The organism is Flavobacterium hydrocarbonoxydans (assembly GCF_009789235.1).
Taxonomy (GTDB): Bacteria; Bacteroidota; Bacteroidia; order Flavobacteriales; family Flavobacteriaceae; genus Flavobacterium; species Flavobacterium hydrocarbonoxydans.
Genome location: NZ_WSTB01000004.1, coordinates 11672 through 28914, shown reverse-complemented (window position 1 = coordinate 28914; position 17243 = coordinate 11672). Strand labels below are relative to the sequence as shown.

Genomic DNA, 17243 nt, shown 5'->3' with positions numbered 1-17243 from the left:
TTATATCACTTATATGGTAAAAATAAAATCTATTTTTCGAATTTTCTGCCTTTCCATTCATAAGTACCAAACAAACTATACAAAGCTACTGCCGAGCTAAAAAAAGGATACAGCAAGCTACTAAAAAGCAAAAATTTCAGTCGTGATTTAGTCAAAAATTGATTGGTCAAATAGAGTAAAACAAAATCTACAGCGAACTTTATTATAAAAAATAAACCTAAAATTTGCAGTGAGTAAATTCCGAAAAGGGAAAAGAAAAAAACGATTACAAAACTGAAATTTCCAAAGAAAACTACCAAACCAAGGAATTTCCCAAAATCACTTTGGTACGAACTTGTTTTAGCCGCCCAACGCACTCGTTGATGAAATAAGGATTTCCAAGTTTCTGTTGGTTTTGTAACAACGATTGCTTCTTCTGCTTTTAAGTAATGAACTTCGTCTGGAAATAATTTAGCGGCTTTTTGCAATAAAAAAACATCATCTCCGCTCGCAATTTTATCGTTTCCGTCAAATCCTTTTACTTTTTCGAACAAGGTTTTTGTGTAAGCAAAATTGGCTCCGTTGCACATAAAAGCGTTGCTTATTCCGAAACTTCCAATTGTTGCGCCTTGCAAACTCGTTAGATCCAATTGCTGAAAATGATGCAGAAATGAATTCTCACATTCATAAGTTACAGCTCCCGCCAACATAGAAACACGATTCATCTGAATGTAATTATCAAGAGTTAGCAGCCAATTTTTATTTACCATACAATCGGCATCAGTCGTAATCACCCAGTCGGTTTTTACGTGTTGCATCGCTGTTGAAATCGCATCTTTTTTGGGAGAATTAGAACTTCGAATATTGTTTATTTGTGAAATGTGAAATGTGAAATCTGAGTGCTGAAATTTTTGATTTGAATTATCATCAACCAAAATCACTTCGAATAAATCAATCGGATAATTGAGTTTTGAAAAACTCTCTAAAAGTTTGGGTAAATTCTCTTCTTCATTTCGAAACGGAACAATAATCGTAAAAGAAGTTTGAGGATTTAGAGCTGTGTTTTGAAATTTTTTCACTTTCAAAAAGCCATAAATAAGCACGCCAATACTAATCAGATAAAGTATCAATATGGCGAATAAAACCCAAATCATTTTGCTGTTTTAGTTTTGAAATTCAGCACATAATAACTTCCTAAAATTACAGGCAAAACCACATTTAAGAACCACATTAAGGTGCTTATAAAAACTACAATCCATTCGTTTACACCTAAAATTCCGAAGAAATAAATCGCAACACTTCCTTTTACGGCAAAATCTAAAAACTGAAAAGTGGGTAATGAAGAAGCCAGAAAATAAACAACCGCAATCGTCGAAATTAGCATAAAATAAGGCAAATGCACATCAAAAGCCAAAAACAAGAAATAATACTGATGCGAGAAAACCAAATAGCGGCAAATTCCTAAAATGATGTTTTTTTGATGAATTGATTTAGGAATTTCATTGATTTTATGCAGCAGTTTTTCGATAGAAAATCCCTTTATTTTAAACTTCTTCAAAGAAAATAAAATCACAAAAAGCACTATAAAAACACCAAACAAAATTGCTACCGTTTGCGCAGTAATCACTTCATGTTTTGCATTGAAATACAACAATCCAAAAACACCAAAAATCACGGTCAAAACCATCTGGATTCCGTTGCAAATCAGGTTCAGGAAAACCACTTTTTTAGCTTCCGACTTAGGATAATACAATGCTTTTCCGGCGTACTCTCCTACTCCGTTTGGCGTGAAAATTCCTGCTGTTAGGGCCGCCAGAACTTGTTTTGTAGCTTCGCCTACTGAAATTTCGTGAATAAATCTGGCCAGATTTTGCCATTTTAAGATCTCGAAATACCGATTGAGAACACTCAAAAGCAAAATAAATCCAATTCCTAAAACCGACTGATTTTTACGAAATACGGTGATGAATTTCTGCCAGTCGAGTTTGTCGTTATGAGCGAGTTGATTGTAAATAAAATAAAATGCGCCACCTACAATCAAAAGTTTGATTAGAAGAACAAGGAATTGTTTAGCTTTGTGAGGAATTGAAATCATGCTGCAAAGTAAAGGAAAAACTATTACACAAAGTCACACAAAGGCTCACAGAGTTTCGCAAAGATTTAAATAATTAGCTTTATAATAAAAACTTTGCGAATCTCTGTGTTTACTTCGTGAATCTCTGAGTAACCCTTAATTAAATAATGACAAAAGAACGCATCATATTAGGTATCGACCCAGGAACAACGATTATGGGTTTTGGATTGATAAAAGTTATCAATAAAAAAATGGAATTTTTGCAATTGAACGAATTGCAATTGTCCAAATACGACAATCATTACCAAAAACTAAAAATCATTTTTGAACGTACCATCGAATTAATCGAAACACATCATCCGGATGAAATTGCGATTGAAGCGCCTTTCTTTGGCAAGAATGTACAATCGATGCTGAAGCTGGGACGTGCGCAAGGTGTGGCAATGGCAGCGGGACTTTCAAGAGACATTCCGATTACGGAATATGAGCCTAAAAAGATAAAAATGGCGATTACCGGAAACGGAAATGCCAGTAAAGAGCAAGTTGCCAAAATGCTGCAACAACTTTTAGGTTTGAAAGAATTGCCCAAAAACCTCGATTCTACAGATGGATTGGCTGCGGCAGTTTGCCATTTCTTTAATTCTGGAAAAATCGTGGCTGGAAAAAGTTATTCAGGCTGGGATGCTTTTGTGAAACAAAATGAAGACAAAGTGAGGAAATGAGATAATATGCCAATTAGATAATTAGATAATTCTTGTATTGCATATATTTTAATTTTCTAATTCTTTTTGGCTAACAATCTCATTATCTAATTGATACATTATCTAATTGACACATTATCTAATTAAAAAAATGTCAGGCATCTACATTCACATACCATTCTGCAAACAGGCTTGCCATTATTGCGACTTTCATTTTTCGACTTCGATGAAGAAGAAAGACGAGATGGTTTTGGCTTTAGCCAAAGAAATTGTCATGCGTAAAAAGGAGTTTGAAAAAGAAGTTGTAGAAACCATTTATTTTGGTGGCGGAACGCCGTCAGTATTGACTACTGATGAAATAAATTTTCTAATAAATACTATTTACGAGAATTATAAAATTGTTGAAAATCCAGAAATTACGCTTGAAGCCAATCCTGATGATTTATCTTCGGAACGCATTTTAGCATTATCAAAAAGTCCGATAAACCGTCTGAGCATCGGCATTCAATCATTTTTTGAAGAAGATCTGAAGATGATGAATCGCGCTCATAATTCGGCGGAAGCCATAAAATGTTTAGAAGAAGCAACCCAATATTTTGATAATATTTCGCTTGATTTAATTTACGGAATTCCAGGTTTGACAGACGAAATGTGGCAACAAAATATCGAAACGGCTTTGAGCTTTGGCATTCCACACATTTCAAGTTACGCTTTGACCGTTGAACCCAAAACTGCTCTGAAAAAACTAATTGATACCGGAAAAATTGCCGAACCACAAGACGAAGTTGCTTCCAACCATTTTATGATTTTGGTTGAAACACTTCAAAAAAATGATTTTATTCATTATGAATTATCCAATTTTGGCAAAGAAGGTTATTTCTCCAAAAATAATTCGGCATATTGGCTGGGCAAAAAATACATCGGAATTGGTCCTTCGGCACACAGTTATGATGGCGAAAAAAGAGGCTGGAATATTGCTAATAATTCGCTTTATCTGAAATCTATTCAAGGCGATATTTTACCGATTGAAACCGAAATTTTATCCAAATCAGACCGTTATAATGAATATATTATGACCGGATTGCGAACGATTTGGGGCGTTTCTCTGGAAAGAATCGAAAAAGAATTTGGCTTTGATTATTTGAATTATCTTCAAAAACAAATGCAGAAATTCTTAGATGATGAATTGGTTTTTATTGAAAATAATATTCTAAAACCTACTTCAAAAGGAAAATTCCTGACGGATGGAATTGCATCGGATTTATTTTATCTAAATTTGGAAGAATAAAAATTAGCCACTAAGGCACAAAGGCGCAAATTATTTAAACTTTGTGACTTCGAGTCTTTGCGGCATAAAAACTTTAATTTGTGCTAGCAAAAATCAACAACTTCGAAATAGACTTATCAAAACCAATTGATATCTCAATTCCATTAACAAATACAGATGAAAATCCGATTGCCTGGTATATCGAAAAACCAGTTATTGAACCGGTGGTTTTTGGTGATTGGGTTGGAAAAGTTTCGGAAGGAAAATCTTCGACTAATTTTAATAATATCTTTTTTAATCCGCACGGACATGGCACTCATACAGAATGTTTGGGTCATATTACCAATGATTTTTATAGCATTAATCAATGTTTAAAACAGTTTTTTTTTACTGCAAAACTCATTACAATTGAATCTGAAAAAATTGGGGAAGATTTGGTGATTACCAAAAAACAAGTTGAAAAAGCAATGAACATTTCGACTTCGTTCAAGACAAAAACTGAAGCTTTAATCATCAGAACACTTCCAAATCAGGCTGCCAAAAAATCAAGAAAATACTCCAATACCAATCCGCCCTATTTATCTGAGGAAGCGGCGATTTTCATCCGCGAAAGCGAAATCCAACATTTATTAATTGATTTACCAAGTGTTGACAGAGAACATGACGAAGGAAAATTATTGGCGCATAAGGCATTTTGGAATGTAAAAGACACCTACAATCTAAATCCTGATGCGCGATTAGAAGCTACGATTACCGAAATGGTTTTTGTACCTGACGAAATCGAAGACGGGAATTACTTTTTGAATCTTCAAATTGCTTCTTTTGAGAATGATGCAAGCCCGAGTAAACCTGTTTTATACGCCGTTTCAAATTTGAAATAAGTGCTTGTAATTTGATTTTTAATGAGTAGTTTTATAGTACTAATAAAAACTACTTTGTGTTGAAAACCAATAGACACCAGGATTCAAAACAAATTTACGCGACTCATTCCGGGTTACACTTTTATATACTCTTTTTTCTTCTGAATACTTTAATCGTTTTTGGACAAGATAAAACCGAAAAAGATACTGTTAATTTTATATTTTACCCGGATAAAATTATGATTAGAGCGAATCTGAGCACACAAACCGACGCTTATTATTTAAACGAAAAAAACGGCGCTAATCTGGATTTGGAAACCAATAATAACTACAAACTTTTTCTGGCTGTAGATTATAAATTCATAGGTTTTAGCTACGGTTTTTATCCGAAGTTTTTTGTAGGGAATAAAGATGAAAATCTAAAAGGAAAATCAACTTTCTCCGATTACAATTTCCGGTTTTTTCTTGGCAGATGGCTTCAAACCGCTCAATACAGCAAGACGAAAGGTTATTATGTTGCCAATATGAGCGATTTTGACCCGAATTGGACGGAAGGAAAAGATCCTTATTTGCAATTTCCGGATTTCAAATCTACCTATTACGGAATGTCAACTTCTTATATTTTTAATCCAAAATTTTCTTTAAAAAGCATCACTTCTTTTACTGAGTGGCAAAAAAAGAGCACAGGAAGTTTTATACCCTCTTTGGCCTACACTTATAACAGAATTACTTCAAAAACAGAGAATTTGCAAGGTAAACAAGACGAATACGACATTCGATTAGGAGCTGGTTATTATTACAATTTTATCATTCGAAAACAATTTTATATTGCGGCAAATCTTTCGCCATCACTTGGTGTCAAATTCCTGAAAGATAAAAGCACAGACTCAGGAGTGGAGAGTGTTGAGCGAAATAATTATTTTACCAAAAATCTTGATGGCGGTTTAAAATTGGGGTTTAATTCAGACAGGATTCTTTTTGGAGCCAGTTTAAATTTCAGTGCAAGTTCTTACAATGAGGATAAAAATACCGTGATTTCTAATGATAAAGTTTTCGGTTTATTATATTTTGGTTACCGGTTTGATGCTCCCGATTTTATTAAAAAACCAATTGATAAAATCAGTACAAAAATAAATATGTAAATTGCTTTTAATAAACTGAAAGGACATTTAAGAAACTACAAATAAATTATGGTGTTGCAAGATATTATTACGGTTTCAACCGACAAAAACAAACTTGATGTTCCGTTTATACAAAATTTTCTAAAAGATATTTATTGGGCAGCGCCGCGAACGATCGAAGAAGTACAAATTGCTATTGAAGCTTCGGTTTGCTTTGGAATTTATTTAAATGATCAACAAATTGGCTTTGCGAGAGTCATTACAGATTATGTGGTTTTTGGTTATGTAATGGATGTTTTTATAACCGAAGAACATCGCGGAAAAGGATATTCATCCATTTTAATTGAAAAAATGATGAACGAACCTCAGCTTCAAAAAATTCAACTTTGGCGTTTAGGCACAACAGATGCTCATTTTTTATATGAAAAATTTGGTTTTAAGGCATTGGCACATCCGGAGAAATTAATGGAGAAGAAACTATGAAGACAATTATTAAACTAGAAGAATTAAGCTTATTTGTACTCGGCATCTATTTGTTTAGTCTTTTGAGTTATGAATGGTGGTGGTTTTTAGCTTTAATCTTAGCCCCAGATTTATCGATGCTGGGTTATATCTTTGGTAATAAAAGTGGTGCTTATTTCTACAATGCTTTTCATCATAAGGGAATCGGCATTATCCTGTATATTTTAGGCTGTTATTTAAAAATTGAAATTTTGCAATTGTCCGGAATTATTCTATTTTCACACGCTGCAATGGATAGAATGTTTGGTTACGGATTAAAATATGAAACAGGATTTCAGGATACTCATTTAGGTAAAATTGGAAAAAACAATACAGTATGAATTTAGAAACTTATTACGAATATTGCCTGTCGAAAAAAGGAGTTTCGGAACATTTTCCTTTTGATGAAGATACTTTGGTATTTAAAGTGGGCGGAAAAATGTTTGCTTTATCGTCTTTATCACAGTGGGAAAAAAATGAACCATCTGTCAATTTAAAGTGTGATCCTGAACGTGCGCAGGAATTAAGAGCCGAATATGACGAGATAAAACCTGGCTATCACATGAGCAAAGTACATTGGAACACCATTGCCTTAAACGGAAATTTATCAACTTCTTTTATAAAAGAATTGATCGATCATTCGTACGATTTGGTTTTCAAAAGTTTGACAAAGAAAATTCAGAATGAAATTATCGAATTAGAAAATTAGGCATTACATTTGTAGAGACAGACATTACAATTAGCAACTCGGTTACTTTGTAACTTAGCAACTTATAAAACATGAAAGAACAATTTAAAAAATTTCTGAACGAAGAACAAGACCCGAAAGCCATCGAAAAAATCACTTCGAAACTGAATGATTTATTGATGAAAAACGAAGAAATTGGCTATATCGCCGTTCAAAAAAAGCCAGCGATTACTGTTTTTCCGGATAGTATTGTGTTAACGAACCGAAGAATCATTATTTGTAAACCTAAAAATTTAGGATTATCAATGGATTTTACAGATTATACCTGGGATGATGTCGCAGCCGCTTTTGTGAAAGAAAATATTCTGGGTTCTGAATTTTCATTTAATACCAATACTGATTTATCTATTTCTATCGATTATATTCCGAAGATTCAAGCCAGAAAAATCTATACGTACGCAAAAGAGCAATTGGAATTGTTTAAAAATCCAGTAATAATTGAAGCCCCGGCTTTTGAAACTGCAAAACCAATCGATACTGAAAATAACTTTGATGAGGAAATTGAAGAAGTAGAAACTGAAGAAGTAACAAATTTTGCAGAAATCATTCCTGCAGCCACTCCATCTTATGAAACTTACGAGCCTGTTCAGCCAGCACCAACCTCTACCGGAGAACGAAAATTAAGTGACTTATCTAAAGAAGAACTGTTTGATAAATTACAGAATTACAAAAAACTGCTTGACAACGGATTGATTCTTCAGGGAGAATACGACACTTATAAAAAAGAGATTTTAAGTTATATGTAAAATGTAATTGGTGAGAGGTAAAAGGTTTACATCCTAAAAATAAAAAAGTCTTAAGTTCTAATTAGAGCTTAAGACTTTTTACATTTTACATGCTTTTTATTTCTTAATAAGCACCTAAGTAAAAACTTCCAGAAGCAGCTTTTAATTTTGCTCCTTTTTTGATTGTTTTAGCTTTCCAGTCAACAATGTAAATATTACCATCTTTTCCTGCAGGAGTTAAAGGAAGATATACATTGTCTCCAACAAGACCAATGTTTTGGAACTGCCCTAAAGTTGTTGATAATGCAGCGTCTGTTTCAATTTCTGTCGTTAATTTAACTGCTGTTTTATCATTTAGATTTATTAATGCTAAATAACCGCCTGCAGTGTTTTTTCTTGTGTATAAAACCACACCAACACCGTCTTTTATGTAAGTCCACGCTCTAATTCCGGCATCATCAATACCAAGAGCTGCATTTAAACTAAAATCATAATCATTATCATAATCATTAGTTGTTTTACTGATACGTAATATCTGGTGTCCACTTCCCATAGTAGTTGCAGCCTGATAAATATTTCCATCAGTACCTACGTATTGTGTCATGGTACGATAAGAAAGATTGTCTGTAATTGCTTTTGAAGATGTAATTATTTTTGGATTCTTCAAAGACGGATAATCTACCACATAGGTAAGTGTACCTATAGTTCTTTCGGTAGTAGTCTCCCAGCCCGAGATAGCTCCAGTATTTGCATTTGTTGTAACAGTACCGTTTACATTATGTCTTCTAACACCTAAACCAATATATAGTTTGTCTTTAGCCTGATTTAATACCGGTACATCGGCTCTCCATACGTGATAGCCTTGTGCCTCTAATTCTGCTCCAAGATTTACATCAATATTTCCAGTATTCGTAATCGCTGTATTGTTTAAGTCTATGTTTGCGATTTTAATTTTACCTTTTGGATGACGGTACACATAATTAGGAGCTGAACCTGTATATGGTTCTAAAGCTTCACCAAAAGAAACACCAACACCAATACCTTCTGCAGCTTTAACCCAACGAGGAGAAGTTCCTAAAATAACAGACGTGTTTAGTTCATAACCAACTTCTTCATATTTTCCTGCTCCTGAAACACTGTATTTATTAAATACACCACCTTCTGTTCCTGTATATTGTATGTTGTACAAAAATTTACCATCTGCAGAAGCTTGAACGCGGGCAGTACGGCTTGATTTTAAAGCAAAACCTTCGACATATTTCTCTCCATCCATTTTAAAAAGATCTACAACATAGTCTGGGTTTGCAGCATTTTCTGGTGTGATAGCGTAAGCACGCGTTCCTCCATTACCCGCAGTTCCTCCTGCGTCAGGAAAAGATCCTGTTACTGTAATCCAACGAGTGTCTTCTTCTACTGGTGGTGTTACCACCGGGTCTGAATCGTTGTCGTCATTGCTACAGCTTCCTAATGTAAAAGCAGCCATAACGGTACTCAATAATGCTATTTTAAATAGTTTTTTTTTCATGATATATATTAATTTGATTATTAAAATTTACTAAATGTGTAATTCAATTTGAAATAGATTCCTCTTCCTGGTTTTTGAATGGCAAAATTGTCATAGATTTCTGCATCAAACAGGTTTTTTACATCTACACTAGCCACAAGTTTTTGGGAAGGAAAACGATAACTCACACCCAAATCATGTGTAAACTGACTTGGAGTTAAAGACCATTCTGGCTGACCCCAAACTATATAATATTCACCTACATACCCTGTGTTGTAGTAGGCATTAAGTATCGATTTCTTCTGAAAAACATCATTGAACCTATACTGAAAATTAGCATTAACTGTAAAATATGGTTCGTTAGGTACCTGCTGTCCTAAAAAGCTATGGGGATTACCATTATTGTCTAATTCTTGTTTAAATAAGTTGTTGAATTTGGAAAAATTCAAAGAAGCATTTAATCTATTATTGTAGATATAGATAATTTCTGCTTCAAAACCACGAGATTGTGTTTTTCCTAGATTTACATAACGTGTTGTTTGAATATCCGCATCAGCTTCATCTTCTATTTCTGACACATCTACAACTTGTTGTGTAATTTTATTATAACCATTTCGCCAAAAAACATTCGCATAAAATGAAATTCTGTGTTTAGCAAAATCTAATGCACCCCAACGAAAGCCTAAATTGTAGTTTACATTTTTCTCTGGTTCTAATTGCTGGTTAGGCAAAATATTAATTTCAGGAGCTCCAAACATTTGTCCTTCAGTAGGCATAATATAAGAGTTCTCTGTAGAAGTAATAATAAAAAGTTTAGGGATTACATTATAAGACAAAGTTGCGCCGTAGCCAAAATTATTATCTGAAGTGTTAACATCTGTTTTTACAATGGAGTTTACACCATCATTTGTAACAATTTCTGATCTTGTTTGTCTAGTACGATTTGTGGTATATTTTCCTAAAATATTGGTTCTTAATTTCTTGTTGAAAGTCTCTGCCTCATAATTCATAGAAATAATATGCTTAGAGACAACACTATTAGTAGCTAGATCTCTGCTGGATGGGTTTAATAAATCCTCATCTTTTCTGTCGGTGGCTTCGAATTTATGATTTAGAGAAAGACGATGTCCATCAGCAATCATATAGCCCAAATTAGAACGCGTATTGATGATTTTTCTATCGGTATTCGTAATGACTTTTGGCCCCTGTTGCCCTCCGTTTGTTCGCAGCGGAACTCTTTCGCCAAATTCAACAACTTCTCTAATGGTACCATCCCAGTTGTAAGCATAACTAACAGTATCCTGCAAATACGTACTACGTTCGCTTCTTACTGCATTAATATTTAAAGCTAAATCTTTTGTTAAGAAATCTTTCTTATTATAATTTAATAGAAATACATGAGCTTTAGTTTCATTAAATCGCCCTACATAAGGCACTGCCATTGTTATCCCGTGTGGAATCTCGGTATAGTTACTAGAACCATTGTATCCAATAAAAAATTGGTCTGCCCATTTCGTATCAGTAAAACCTACTTCAAAACGGCCACCTATATTTTTATATGTATTATTAAATCTTTTTGCCCGATAGGGTCTGATGATTTGTTGAAGATGATTTACGTAAGTCGTAGATCTCCCCCAGGTTTCAAAACTATTATCTGTATAGGTATAAAAACCGGATCCTCTAAACGATAACCCTGATTTTTTTTCGCGAAACGTTACACCAAGATCCGATTGAAAAGTATTAAATGAGCCATAAGAAACTGCTGCATTTGCACTATTTTGAGACACTCCTTTTTTTAATACTACGTTAATCGCCCCACCTACATAATCACCTGTTAAATGCGAAGGCAAAATACCTTTGTACACCTCAATTTGCTCGATCATAGAGGGTGGTATATTATTTAAATTGAAAGACTGACCGTAGGTCGAAGCTTCTATCCCATCGATAAATATTCCAACGGCACTTCCGGACATCCCATTCAGATTGTACTCTACATTAGAACCTATTCCTCCGTTTTGTCGTACCCTAACACCAACTGATCTGTCTAATAATTCATTGGTCGTAAGATTTCTCAATGATGCTTCTTTGGTTTGGATAATAGATACAGCAAAACCAGACGTTTCTAATTTTTTCTTTTTTGAGGTGCCTTTTACTTCTACATTTTCCAGCGTTTCTGCTTCAGAATTTTCTTTTTCTTTTTTTTCCTTTTTTTCGGTTTTATTGTCTTTTTCTTTAACCACATTCTCTTGTGAAAATGCAGTCAGTGCCATTAAAATGAATAGAAAAGAAAAAATATGTTTGTTACACATGATATTTAGTTAATTTTTTAACAGTAATTTATTTTTAATTAGACTGATTATAAATAAATTTGCTGCAAAAGTAACATTAGTGTAGATTAAAAAAATAGGGAAAAACGGATTATTATTTTGTAAAAGCGGATTATTATTTTGAAGATAAAATTAAAACTGGTAAAACACGAAAAACCGATTTTTCTATTGAAAACCGGAGATTTATACAACAAAAAAAGTCATTTTGTTGAAAAAATTGTCAATATCAAAAAAGACAAATTTGATTTTATAAAATGTACTAATTTAATAAGTGAAGGAATTGTTGTTGCAAATACTCAAATGTATTTTTCGCAGCCGCAAACTATAAAATTCAAAGTAACTGGAGAATCTATTATACTGAATTTTATTTGTTGTAATAATATCGAATTCGACGTTAACAATGTCGAAAGCGATAAAATAACCCAGGAAAACACTCATAATATTTTATATACAACCAACTTCAATGCTACTTTCAAAATACCTTCACTTGAGCAAATAAATTATATTTCAATTATTTTATCGCCAGATTTTTATGCCAAATTAATTAATGAGGACTGGGATTTGCATCATAATTTCTCAAACAATATTATTAAAAAAAAATCTGGTTACCTGACTCCAAAATATGTTTCCTTTAGTCCCGGCATTCAATGGGTTATTCATGAAATTGTGAATTGTCAATACGAAGGTGCTATGAAAAAAATGTTCTTAGAAACCAAAATAAAAGAACTTTTGATCTTGCAGTTAGAATCCTTGATACAAAAACCACAAGAACAGACCTCTATTAACCAGGAAGATCTGAAAAAACTTCATGAGGCCAAACAAATTCTTGATACCAATTTTACAAATGCCCCAACGCTTGCTGAACTTTCCAGATTAATTTCTCTTAATGAATTTAAACTAAAAAAAGGATTCAAAGCTTGTTTTAAAACAACGGTAAAAAGCTATATCACCAAACTCCGAATGGAATATGCCAAAGACCTCATTAAAAACAAAACTACTAATGTAAGCGAAGTAGCTTATAAATGTGGTTACAAGGATGTGTCACATTTTTCAGCAGCTTTCAAGATATTTTATGGTTTTACTCCTGTAAGTTTTAGAAAAATAATTATGAGTCCAAAATTGCATCTTTTGTATTTAGAATTCTTTGACCTCTTACCTTTTTTTGAGTTTTTGTGATAAAAAAAAGAAGCCAGTTAGGCTTCTTTTTTATTGATATTTCGGAGGACAATTTTATTTCCTAATAATAGTTATAAAGTTGCTTTCTGTTTTTCAACAAAACTATTCGATTGCAGCTCTAATAACTCAGTCGCATTTTTTCGTTGCAAATCATAAAGGTTTTTATCTTCTGCTATATCTGCATATACTTTATCGTGCATTTCAGCACTTGTTTTTACCAATAGATCACGCTGGTATTTATTTTGTGCCAAAGTAGCTTTGAAAGCGGTTTCAGATTCTTCCTGTTTGAAATCGTATTCTCCTTTTGGTGCTAATAATTTAGCAATAATCGGTGATGTTTCGATGGCAAGAAAAAGCAACATAATAAAAAATGAAGGCAGCCACGGCAGTTTGTTCAGCGCATTGATACGCGCCATTAATCCATCAAAACCTTCAATGATGGGTTGAGTCTGGGTTACTTTTTTGTCTAAATCGGCCTGCAATTGCTTTCCTGCTTTTTCTTTTTCGGCAATTTTAGCTTCGTTAGCTGCTTTTAGCGTAGCAAAATCTTGTAATGCCGCATCGTGTTTTTCTCGCTTTTCTTTATATACCGGACCTTTACCCAATTTCTTGGTTCCGGCAGTTCCTTCGGCTTCGGTGATGTAGGTCGAATATAAAGCGTTTACTTCCTTTTCTTTCTTTAAAATATCATTTTTCAAAGAAGTGATTTCGGCTTTATTTTTATCTAAGTCCGATTTGAAATAATTGCCCACTTGTTTTTTATTCGCCAATTCCATTTCGTTTTTTTCTTTCAGCAAAACGGTATTGATTTCTTTTTCGAAAATTTTAATCTCTAATGGTTTAGAAATCACGATTGCAATAATAATCGCTAATGCAATTCGGGGTGTCGCCTGAATAAATTCATCCATAAAACTGTCTCTCTTTTTAATGGTCGAAACAATAAAGCGGTCTAAATTAAAAATGAGTAAACTCCATACAAATCCAAAAATTAAAGCCGGATAAATAGAGTCGAAAACAGTAAAAAGCGCATAAGCACTGGCTAAGAAAGCCATAACTGCAGTAAAGAAAACGGTGGCTCCGATACCAACGTATTTGGTTTGTTCACCTTCTGAACAACCTTCCAAGAGATCCTTATCGGCTCCTGAACAAAGAATAAAAAATTGTTTTAACATGATTGATGATTTTTGATTGTGATTGAATTACAAATTTAACGCCAAAATTTTAATTATGCTGTAAATAGTTGATTTGTTTTTGGTTGCGATTTCATTTTCAATGATTTTAAATGTTATTTAAACATTAATACATTTTTCCTAACGCTCTTAAATCATAACAATCTGTTAATTTTTGCAGCAAATTATAATAACACTAAGGTTATAGTTTCGCACCAAAATCAAACCAAAAACAAATGAAAAACTTTTATTTAGTAGTAACACTCTTTTTATTAACCCTAACCGGTTATGCACAAAAAGCAATAATATCAGGAAAAATACTTGATGCCGACGACAAACTGCCGTTGCCAGGAGCCATGGTTCAAATTGTGGGCGAAAACAAATACACCGTTTCAGACTACAACGGACGTTTCGAACTTCTTAGTATTAATCCCGGTACTTATCAGGTACAGGTAAAATACATCGGATACGAAGCAATTACCCAGGAAATAACAGTTGAACAAGGAAAAAACAATGTAATTGATTTTGCACTTAAAACTTCTGGAACTGAACTGAACGAAGTTGTTGTTGGAGACATTTTAAAAGGTCAGGCGAAAGCATTAAACCAACAAAAAAATAATAAAAACATCGGAAACGTGATTTCATCTGACCAAATGGGTCGTTTTCCGGATGCCAATGTGGGTGATGCCTTAAAACGTGTTCCCGGAATTACCATGCAAAATGACCAGGGTGAAGCCAGAAACATAATTATTAGAGGTTTGGCTCCGTCGTTGAACTCTGTAACTTTAAATGGAGATAGAATTCCATCTGCCGAAGGAGATAACAGAAATGTACAAATGGATTTGATTCCATCAGATATGATTTCGACTATAGAAGTAAATAAAACCTTAACATCAGACATGGATGCTGATGCAATTGGTGGTTCTGTAAATTTGATTACCAGAGCAACTCCAAACGGCGAAAGAATCTCTGCAACGCTTGCTGGAGGTTATTTACCAATACGTGAAAACGCAAGTTATACAGCAGGTTTTGTTTACGGAAACCGCTTTCTTGACAATAAATTAGGAGCTGTTTTTAGTGGTTCTTATAACAATGTAGATTACGGTTCTGATAACATCGAAAACGAATGGGTAAAAGATGAATTTGGAAACGAATTTTTACAGGCTTCTGAAGTTAGAAAATATGATGTACAGCGTATCCGTCGCAGTGGTTCTGTTGCTTTAGATTATAAATTTGACGAAAACAATACCATTTTTGCTAATGCTATTTACAACTGGAGAGACGATAGAGAAAACCGTTTCAGAACTACTTACGATGATATCGAAGCCATTTATGATGGTGAAAACATTACTGGTTTTGAAGGTCGTGTAAAACGCGAAACAAAAGGTGGTCTAGATAATAGCCGTAATAAAAACAGACGTCTCGAAGACCAAACAGTTCAAAACTATTCGCTTCGTGGAGAACATTTGATACATTCAAAATTAGATTTAGACTGGTCAGCCAATTACTCAAAGGCAAGAGAATACCGTCCGGGTGAGCGTTATATCGAATACCGTCAGGAAGGTTTAGTGATCAATCAGGATTTTTCGGAAAACAAATTCCCATTGGTTACTTCTGTTGGAGAATCATTAGAGGATTTAGAATTTGATTCGGTTTCTGAAAACACAGATGATACCAGCGAAAGTGAATTTGGTGCAAAAGTAAATATCCGTTTCCCTTTCACTATTATTGCTTCAGAAAAAGGAAGAATCAGAACAGGTCTTAGACTTAGAATGAAAGAAAAAGAAAGAAATAATATTTTCTACTCTTATGACCCAATCAATGACGGAATGGGCTCATTATCTGAAATTGAAACATCTTATTTTGATGGAAAAAACTTCAATCCAGGAAGTAAATATGTTCCGGGAACTTTTGCTTCGGCTAGTTTTTTAGGAAATCTTGATTTGAACAATGCTGCTTTATTCGAAAAAGAATCAGATCCATCTGAATATTTAGCGGTGAATTACAATGCAAAAGAAAATATTTATGCTGCTTATGTAAGATGGGATCAGGATTTTAATGATAAATTATCTATGGTTTTAGGTTTCCGTTTAGAAAACACCCATATTGATTACACTGGAAACCGTGTTTTGGATGAAGAAGAATTAGAAGGCGAAATCAACAATACTAATTCTTATACCAATTTATTGCCAAGTATTTCTTTTCAGTACAATGCTACAAAAGATTTAGTTTTGAGAGCTGCTGCCACAACTGCTTTGGCCAGACCGGACTATTACGCATTAGCTCCTTATGTAAACAATATCGCTTCGGACATGGCCATTACAGCTGGTAATCCAGGTCTTGATGTTACGTATTCTTATAACTATGATTTCATGGTCGAGAATTATTTCAAATCAGTTGGATTAATTTCAGGAGGTGTTTTCTACAAAAATTTAAATGATTTTATTTACAACTACAGCGATAGTCAATACACAACTGAGAAATTTGCAGCAGATTTCCCAAATCAGGTAAACCCTATTCCGGTTGGAGAGAATTGGGAATTTGTACAATCAAGAAACGGAGAGAAAGTAGCTGTTTACGGTTTTGAAGTAGCCTTCCAGCGTCAGTTAGATTTCTTACCAGGTAAATTCCTGAAAGGTTTCGGAATCTATTTAAATTATACATATACCAAATCTGAAGCAAAAGGAATTGCCGATGAAGACGGAAACGAAAGAAATGACATCAGCCTTCCGGGCACAACACCACACATGTTTAATGGTTCATTATCTTGGGAAAACAAACGTTTCTCAGCTAGAATTTCGACGAACTTCGCTTCAGACTATTTAGATGAATTAGGTTCAGAAGCATACAATGATAGTTACTATGACAAACAATTTTTCTTAGATGCGAATGCTTCGTACAAAATCACACCAAAATTGCGTCTTTTTGCTGAAGCAAACAATTTGACTAATCAGCCATTACGCTATTACCAAGGTGTTGAAACAAATACGAAACAAGTAGAATATTATCAGGCACGTTACAATTTTGGTTTGAAACTAGACTTGTAATCGAATCATTAAAAATCCTAAATTAGACAGAATCAAACGGTTCT

15 protein-coding genes are annotated in these 17243 nt (G+C 33.8%); 10 read left to right on the top strand and 5 right to left on the bottom strand.

What is annotated here, in order from left to right; translation table 11 throughout:
* Positions 1 to 29 precede the first annotated feature (29 nt).
* Both GON26_RS07965 and GON26_RS07960 read right to left on the bottom strand, forming a co-directional pair.
* Positions 30 to 1133 carry a glycosyltransferase family 2 protein gene (locus tag GON26_RS07965; RefSeq protein ID WP_160374303.1) on the bottom strand — a complete coding sequence of 368 codons (1104 nt, stop codon included), beginning with the start codon at positions 1131 to 1133 and terminating at the stop codon, positions 30 to 32.
* Complete coding sequence (locus GON26_RS07960) at positions 1130 to 2074, bottom strand: lysylphosphatidylglycerol synthase domain-containing protein (protein WP_160374302.1); 945 nt, start codon at positions 2072 to 2074, stop codon at positions 1130 to 1132. Before GON26_RS07960 ends, GON26_RS07965 begins: the two co-directional genes overlap by 4 nt.
* 146 nt (positions 2075 to 2220) lie before the next feature.
* Between GON26_RS07960 and ruvC the strand changes: the two genes are divergently transcribed.
* The 8 genes from ruvC to GON26_RS07920 all read left to right on the top strand — a co-directional run bounded on the left by ruvC (position 2221) and on the right by GON26_RS07920 (position 7997).
* The gene (gene ruvC, locus GON26_RS07955; protein ID WP_026982724.1) at positions 2221 to 2775 is read left to right on the top strand and encodes a crossover junction endodeoxyribonuclease RuvC; all 555 of its coding nucleotides are present in this window, start codon (positions 2221 to 2223) and stop codon (positions 2773 to 2775) included.
* A 130-nt stretch (positions 2776 to 2905) separates the two neighbouring features.
* On the top strand, positions 2906 to 4042 hold the full coding sequence (hemW, locus tag GON26_RS07950; protein ID WP_160374301.1) for a radical SAM family heme chaperone HemW: 1137 nt from the start codon (positions 2906 to 2908) through the stop codon (positions 4040 to 4042).
* 80 nt (positions 4043 to 4122) lie between these two features.
* Positions 4123 to 4902 carry a cyclase family protein gene (locus GON26_RS07945; RefSeq protein ID WP_160374300.1) on the top strand — a complete coding sequence of 260 codons (780 nt, stop codon included), beginning with the start codon at positions 4123 to 4125 and terminating at the stop codon, positions 4900 to 4902.
* A 59-nt stretch (positions 4903 to 4961) separates the two neighbouring features.
* Entirely contained in the window at positions 4962 to 6023 is a 1062-nt protein-coding gene (locus GON26_RS07940; protein WP_160374299.1) for a DUF4421 family protein, read from the top strand.
* Between the two features lie 63 nt (positions 6024 to 6086).
* Positions 6087 to 6485 carry a GNAT family N-acetyltransferase gene (locus GON26_RS07935; RefSeq protein ID WP_160374676.1) on the top strand — a complete coding sequence of 133 codons (399 nt, stop codon included), beginning with the start codon at positions 6087 to 6089 and terminating at the stop codon, positions 6483 to 6485.
* Positions 6482 to 6844, top strand: a complete 363-nt coding sequence (locus GON26_RS07930) for a DUF4260 domain-containing protein (RefSeq protein WP_160374298.1) — start codon at positions 6482 to 6484, stop codon at positions 6842 to 6844. The genes GON26_RS07935 and GON26_RS07930 overlap by 4 nt, the downstream gene beginning before the upstream one ends.
* Positions 6841 to 7212, top strand: coding sequence for an MmcQ/YjbR family DNA-binding protein (locus GON26_RS07925; RefSeq protein WP_160374297.1), 372 nt, complete (start codon positions 6841 to 6843; stop codon positions 7210 to 7212). Before GON26_RS07930 ends, GON26_RS07925 begins: the two co-directional genes overlap by 4 nt.
* Positions 7213 to 7283: 71 nt before the next feature.
* Positions 7284 to 7997 (top strand): PH domain-containing protein, encoded by a 714-nt coding sequence (locus GON26_RS07920; RefSeq protein ID WP_160374296.1) that lies wholly within the window; start codon positions 7284 to 7286, stop codon positions 7995 to 7997.
* Between the two features lie 103 nt (positions 7998 to 8100).
* Here the strand turns inward: GON26_RS07920 and GON26_RS07915 are convergent, their stop codons facing one another.
* Positions 8101 to 9501, bottom strand: a complete 1401-nt coding sequence (locus GON26_RS07915) for a hypothetical protein (RefSeq protein ID WP_160374295.1) — start codon at positions 9499 to 9501, stop codon at positions 8101 to 8103.
* A gap of 20 nt (positions 9502 to 9521) precedes the next feature.
* Positions 9522 to 11789, bottom strand: a complete 2268-nt coding sequence (locus tag GON26_RS07910) for a TonB-dependent receptor (RefSeq protein WP_160374294.1) — start codon at positions 11787 to 11789, stop codon at positions 9522 to 9524.
* 138 nt (positions 11790 to 11927) lie between these two features.
* Between GON26_RS07910 and GON26_RS07905 the strand changes: the two genes are divergently transcribed.
* Positions 11928 to 12983: a helix-turn-helix domain-containing protein gene (locus GON26_RS07905; protein WP_160374293.1), complete on the top strand. Its 1056-nt coding sequence runs from the start codon at positions 11928 to 11930 to the stop codon at positions 12981 to 12983.
* 71 nt (positions 12984 to 13054) lie between these two features.
* On the opposite strand, the gene GON26_RS07900 is transcribed toward GON26_RS07905, so the two are convergent.
* Complete coding sequence (locus GON26_RS07900) at positions 13055 to 14155, bottom strand: DUF4407 domain-containing protein (RefSeq protein ID WP_160374292.1); 1101 nt, start codon at positions 14153 to 14155, stop codon at positions 13055 to 13057.
* Positions 14156 to 14388: 233 nt separating this feature from the next.
* On the opposite strand from GON26_RS07900, the gene GON26_RS07895 reads away from it, so the two are divergent.
* Positions 14389 to 17199 carry a TonB-dependent receptor gene (locus tag GON26_RS07895; RefSeq protein ID WP_160374291.1) on the top strand — a complete coding sequence of 937 codons (2811 nt, stop codon included), beginning with the start codon at positions 14389 to 14391 and terminating at the stop codon, positions 17197 to 17199.
* The last annotated feature ends 44 nt before the right edge of the window (positions 17200 to 17243 follow it).

Coding starts and splice junctions, on each gene's coding strand:
- GON26_RS07965 (WP_160374303.1), bottom strand. CDS start 1,133: ATGATTTGGGTTTTATTCGCCATATTGATACTTTATCTGATTAGTATT.
- GON26_RS07960 (WP_160374302.1), bottom strand. CDS start 2,074: ATGATTTCAATTCCTCACAAAGCTAAACAATTCCTTGTTCTTCTAATC.
- ruvC (WP_026982724.1), top strand. CDS start 2,221: ATGACAAAAGAACGCATCATATTAGGTATCGACCCAGGAACAACGATT.
- hemW (WP_160374301.1), top strand. CDS start 2,906: ATGTCAGGCATCTACATTCACATACCATTCTGCAAACAGGCTTGCCAT.
- GON26_RS07930 (WP_160374298.1), top strand. CDS start 6,482: ATGAAGACAATTATTAAACTAGAAGAATTAAGCTTATTTGTACTCGGC.
- GON26_RS07925 (WP_160374297.1), top strand. CDS start 6,841: ATGAATTTAGAAACTTATTACGAATATTGCCTGTCGAAAAAAGGAGTT.
- GON26_RS07920 (WP_160374296.1), top strand. CDS start 7,284: ATGAAAGAACAATTTAAAAAATTTCTGAACGAAGAACAAGACCCGAAA.
- GON26_RS07915 (WP_160374295.1), bottom strand. CDS start 9,501: ATGAAAAAAAAACTATTTAAAATAGCATTATTGAGTACCGTTATGGCT.
- GON26_RS07910 (WP_160374294.1), bottom strand. CDS start 11,789: ATGTGTAACAAACATATTTTTTCTTTTCTATTCATTTTAATGGCACTG.
- GON26_RS07900 (WP_160374292.1), bottom strand. CDS start 14,155: ATGTTAAAACAATTTTTTATTCTTTGTTCAGGAGCCGATAAGGATCTC.
- GON26_RS07895 (WP_160374291.1), top strand. CDS start 14,389: ATGAAAAACTTTTATTTAGTAGTAACACTCTTTTTATTAACCCTAACC.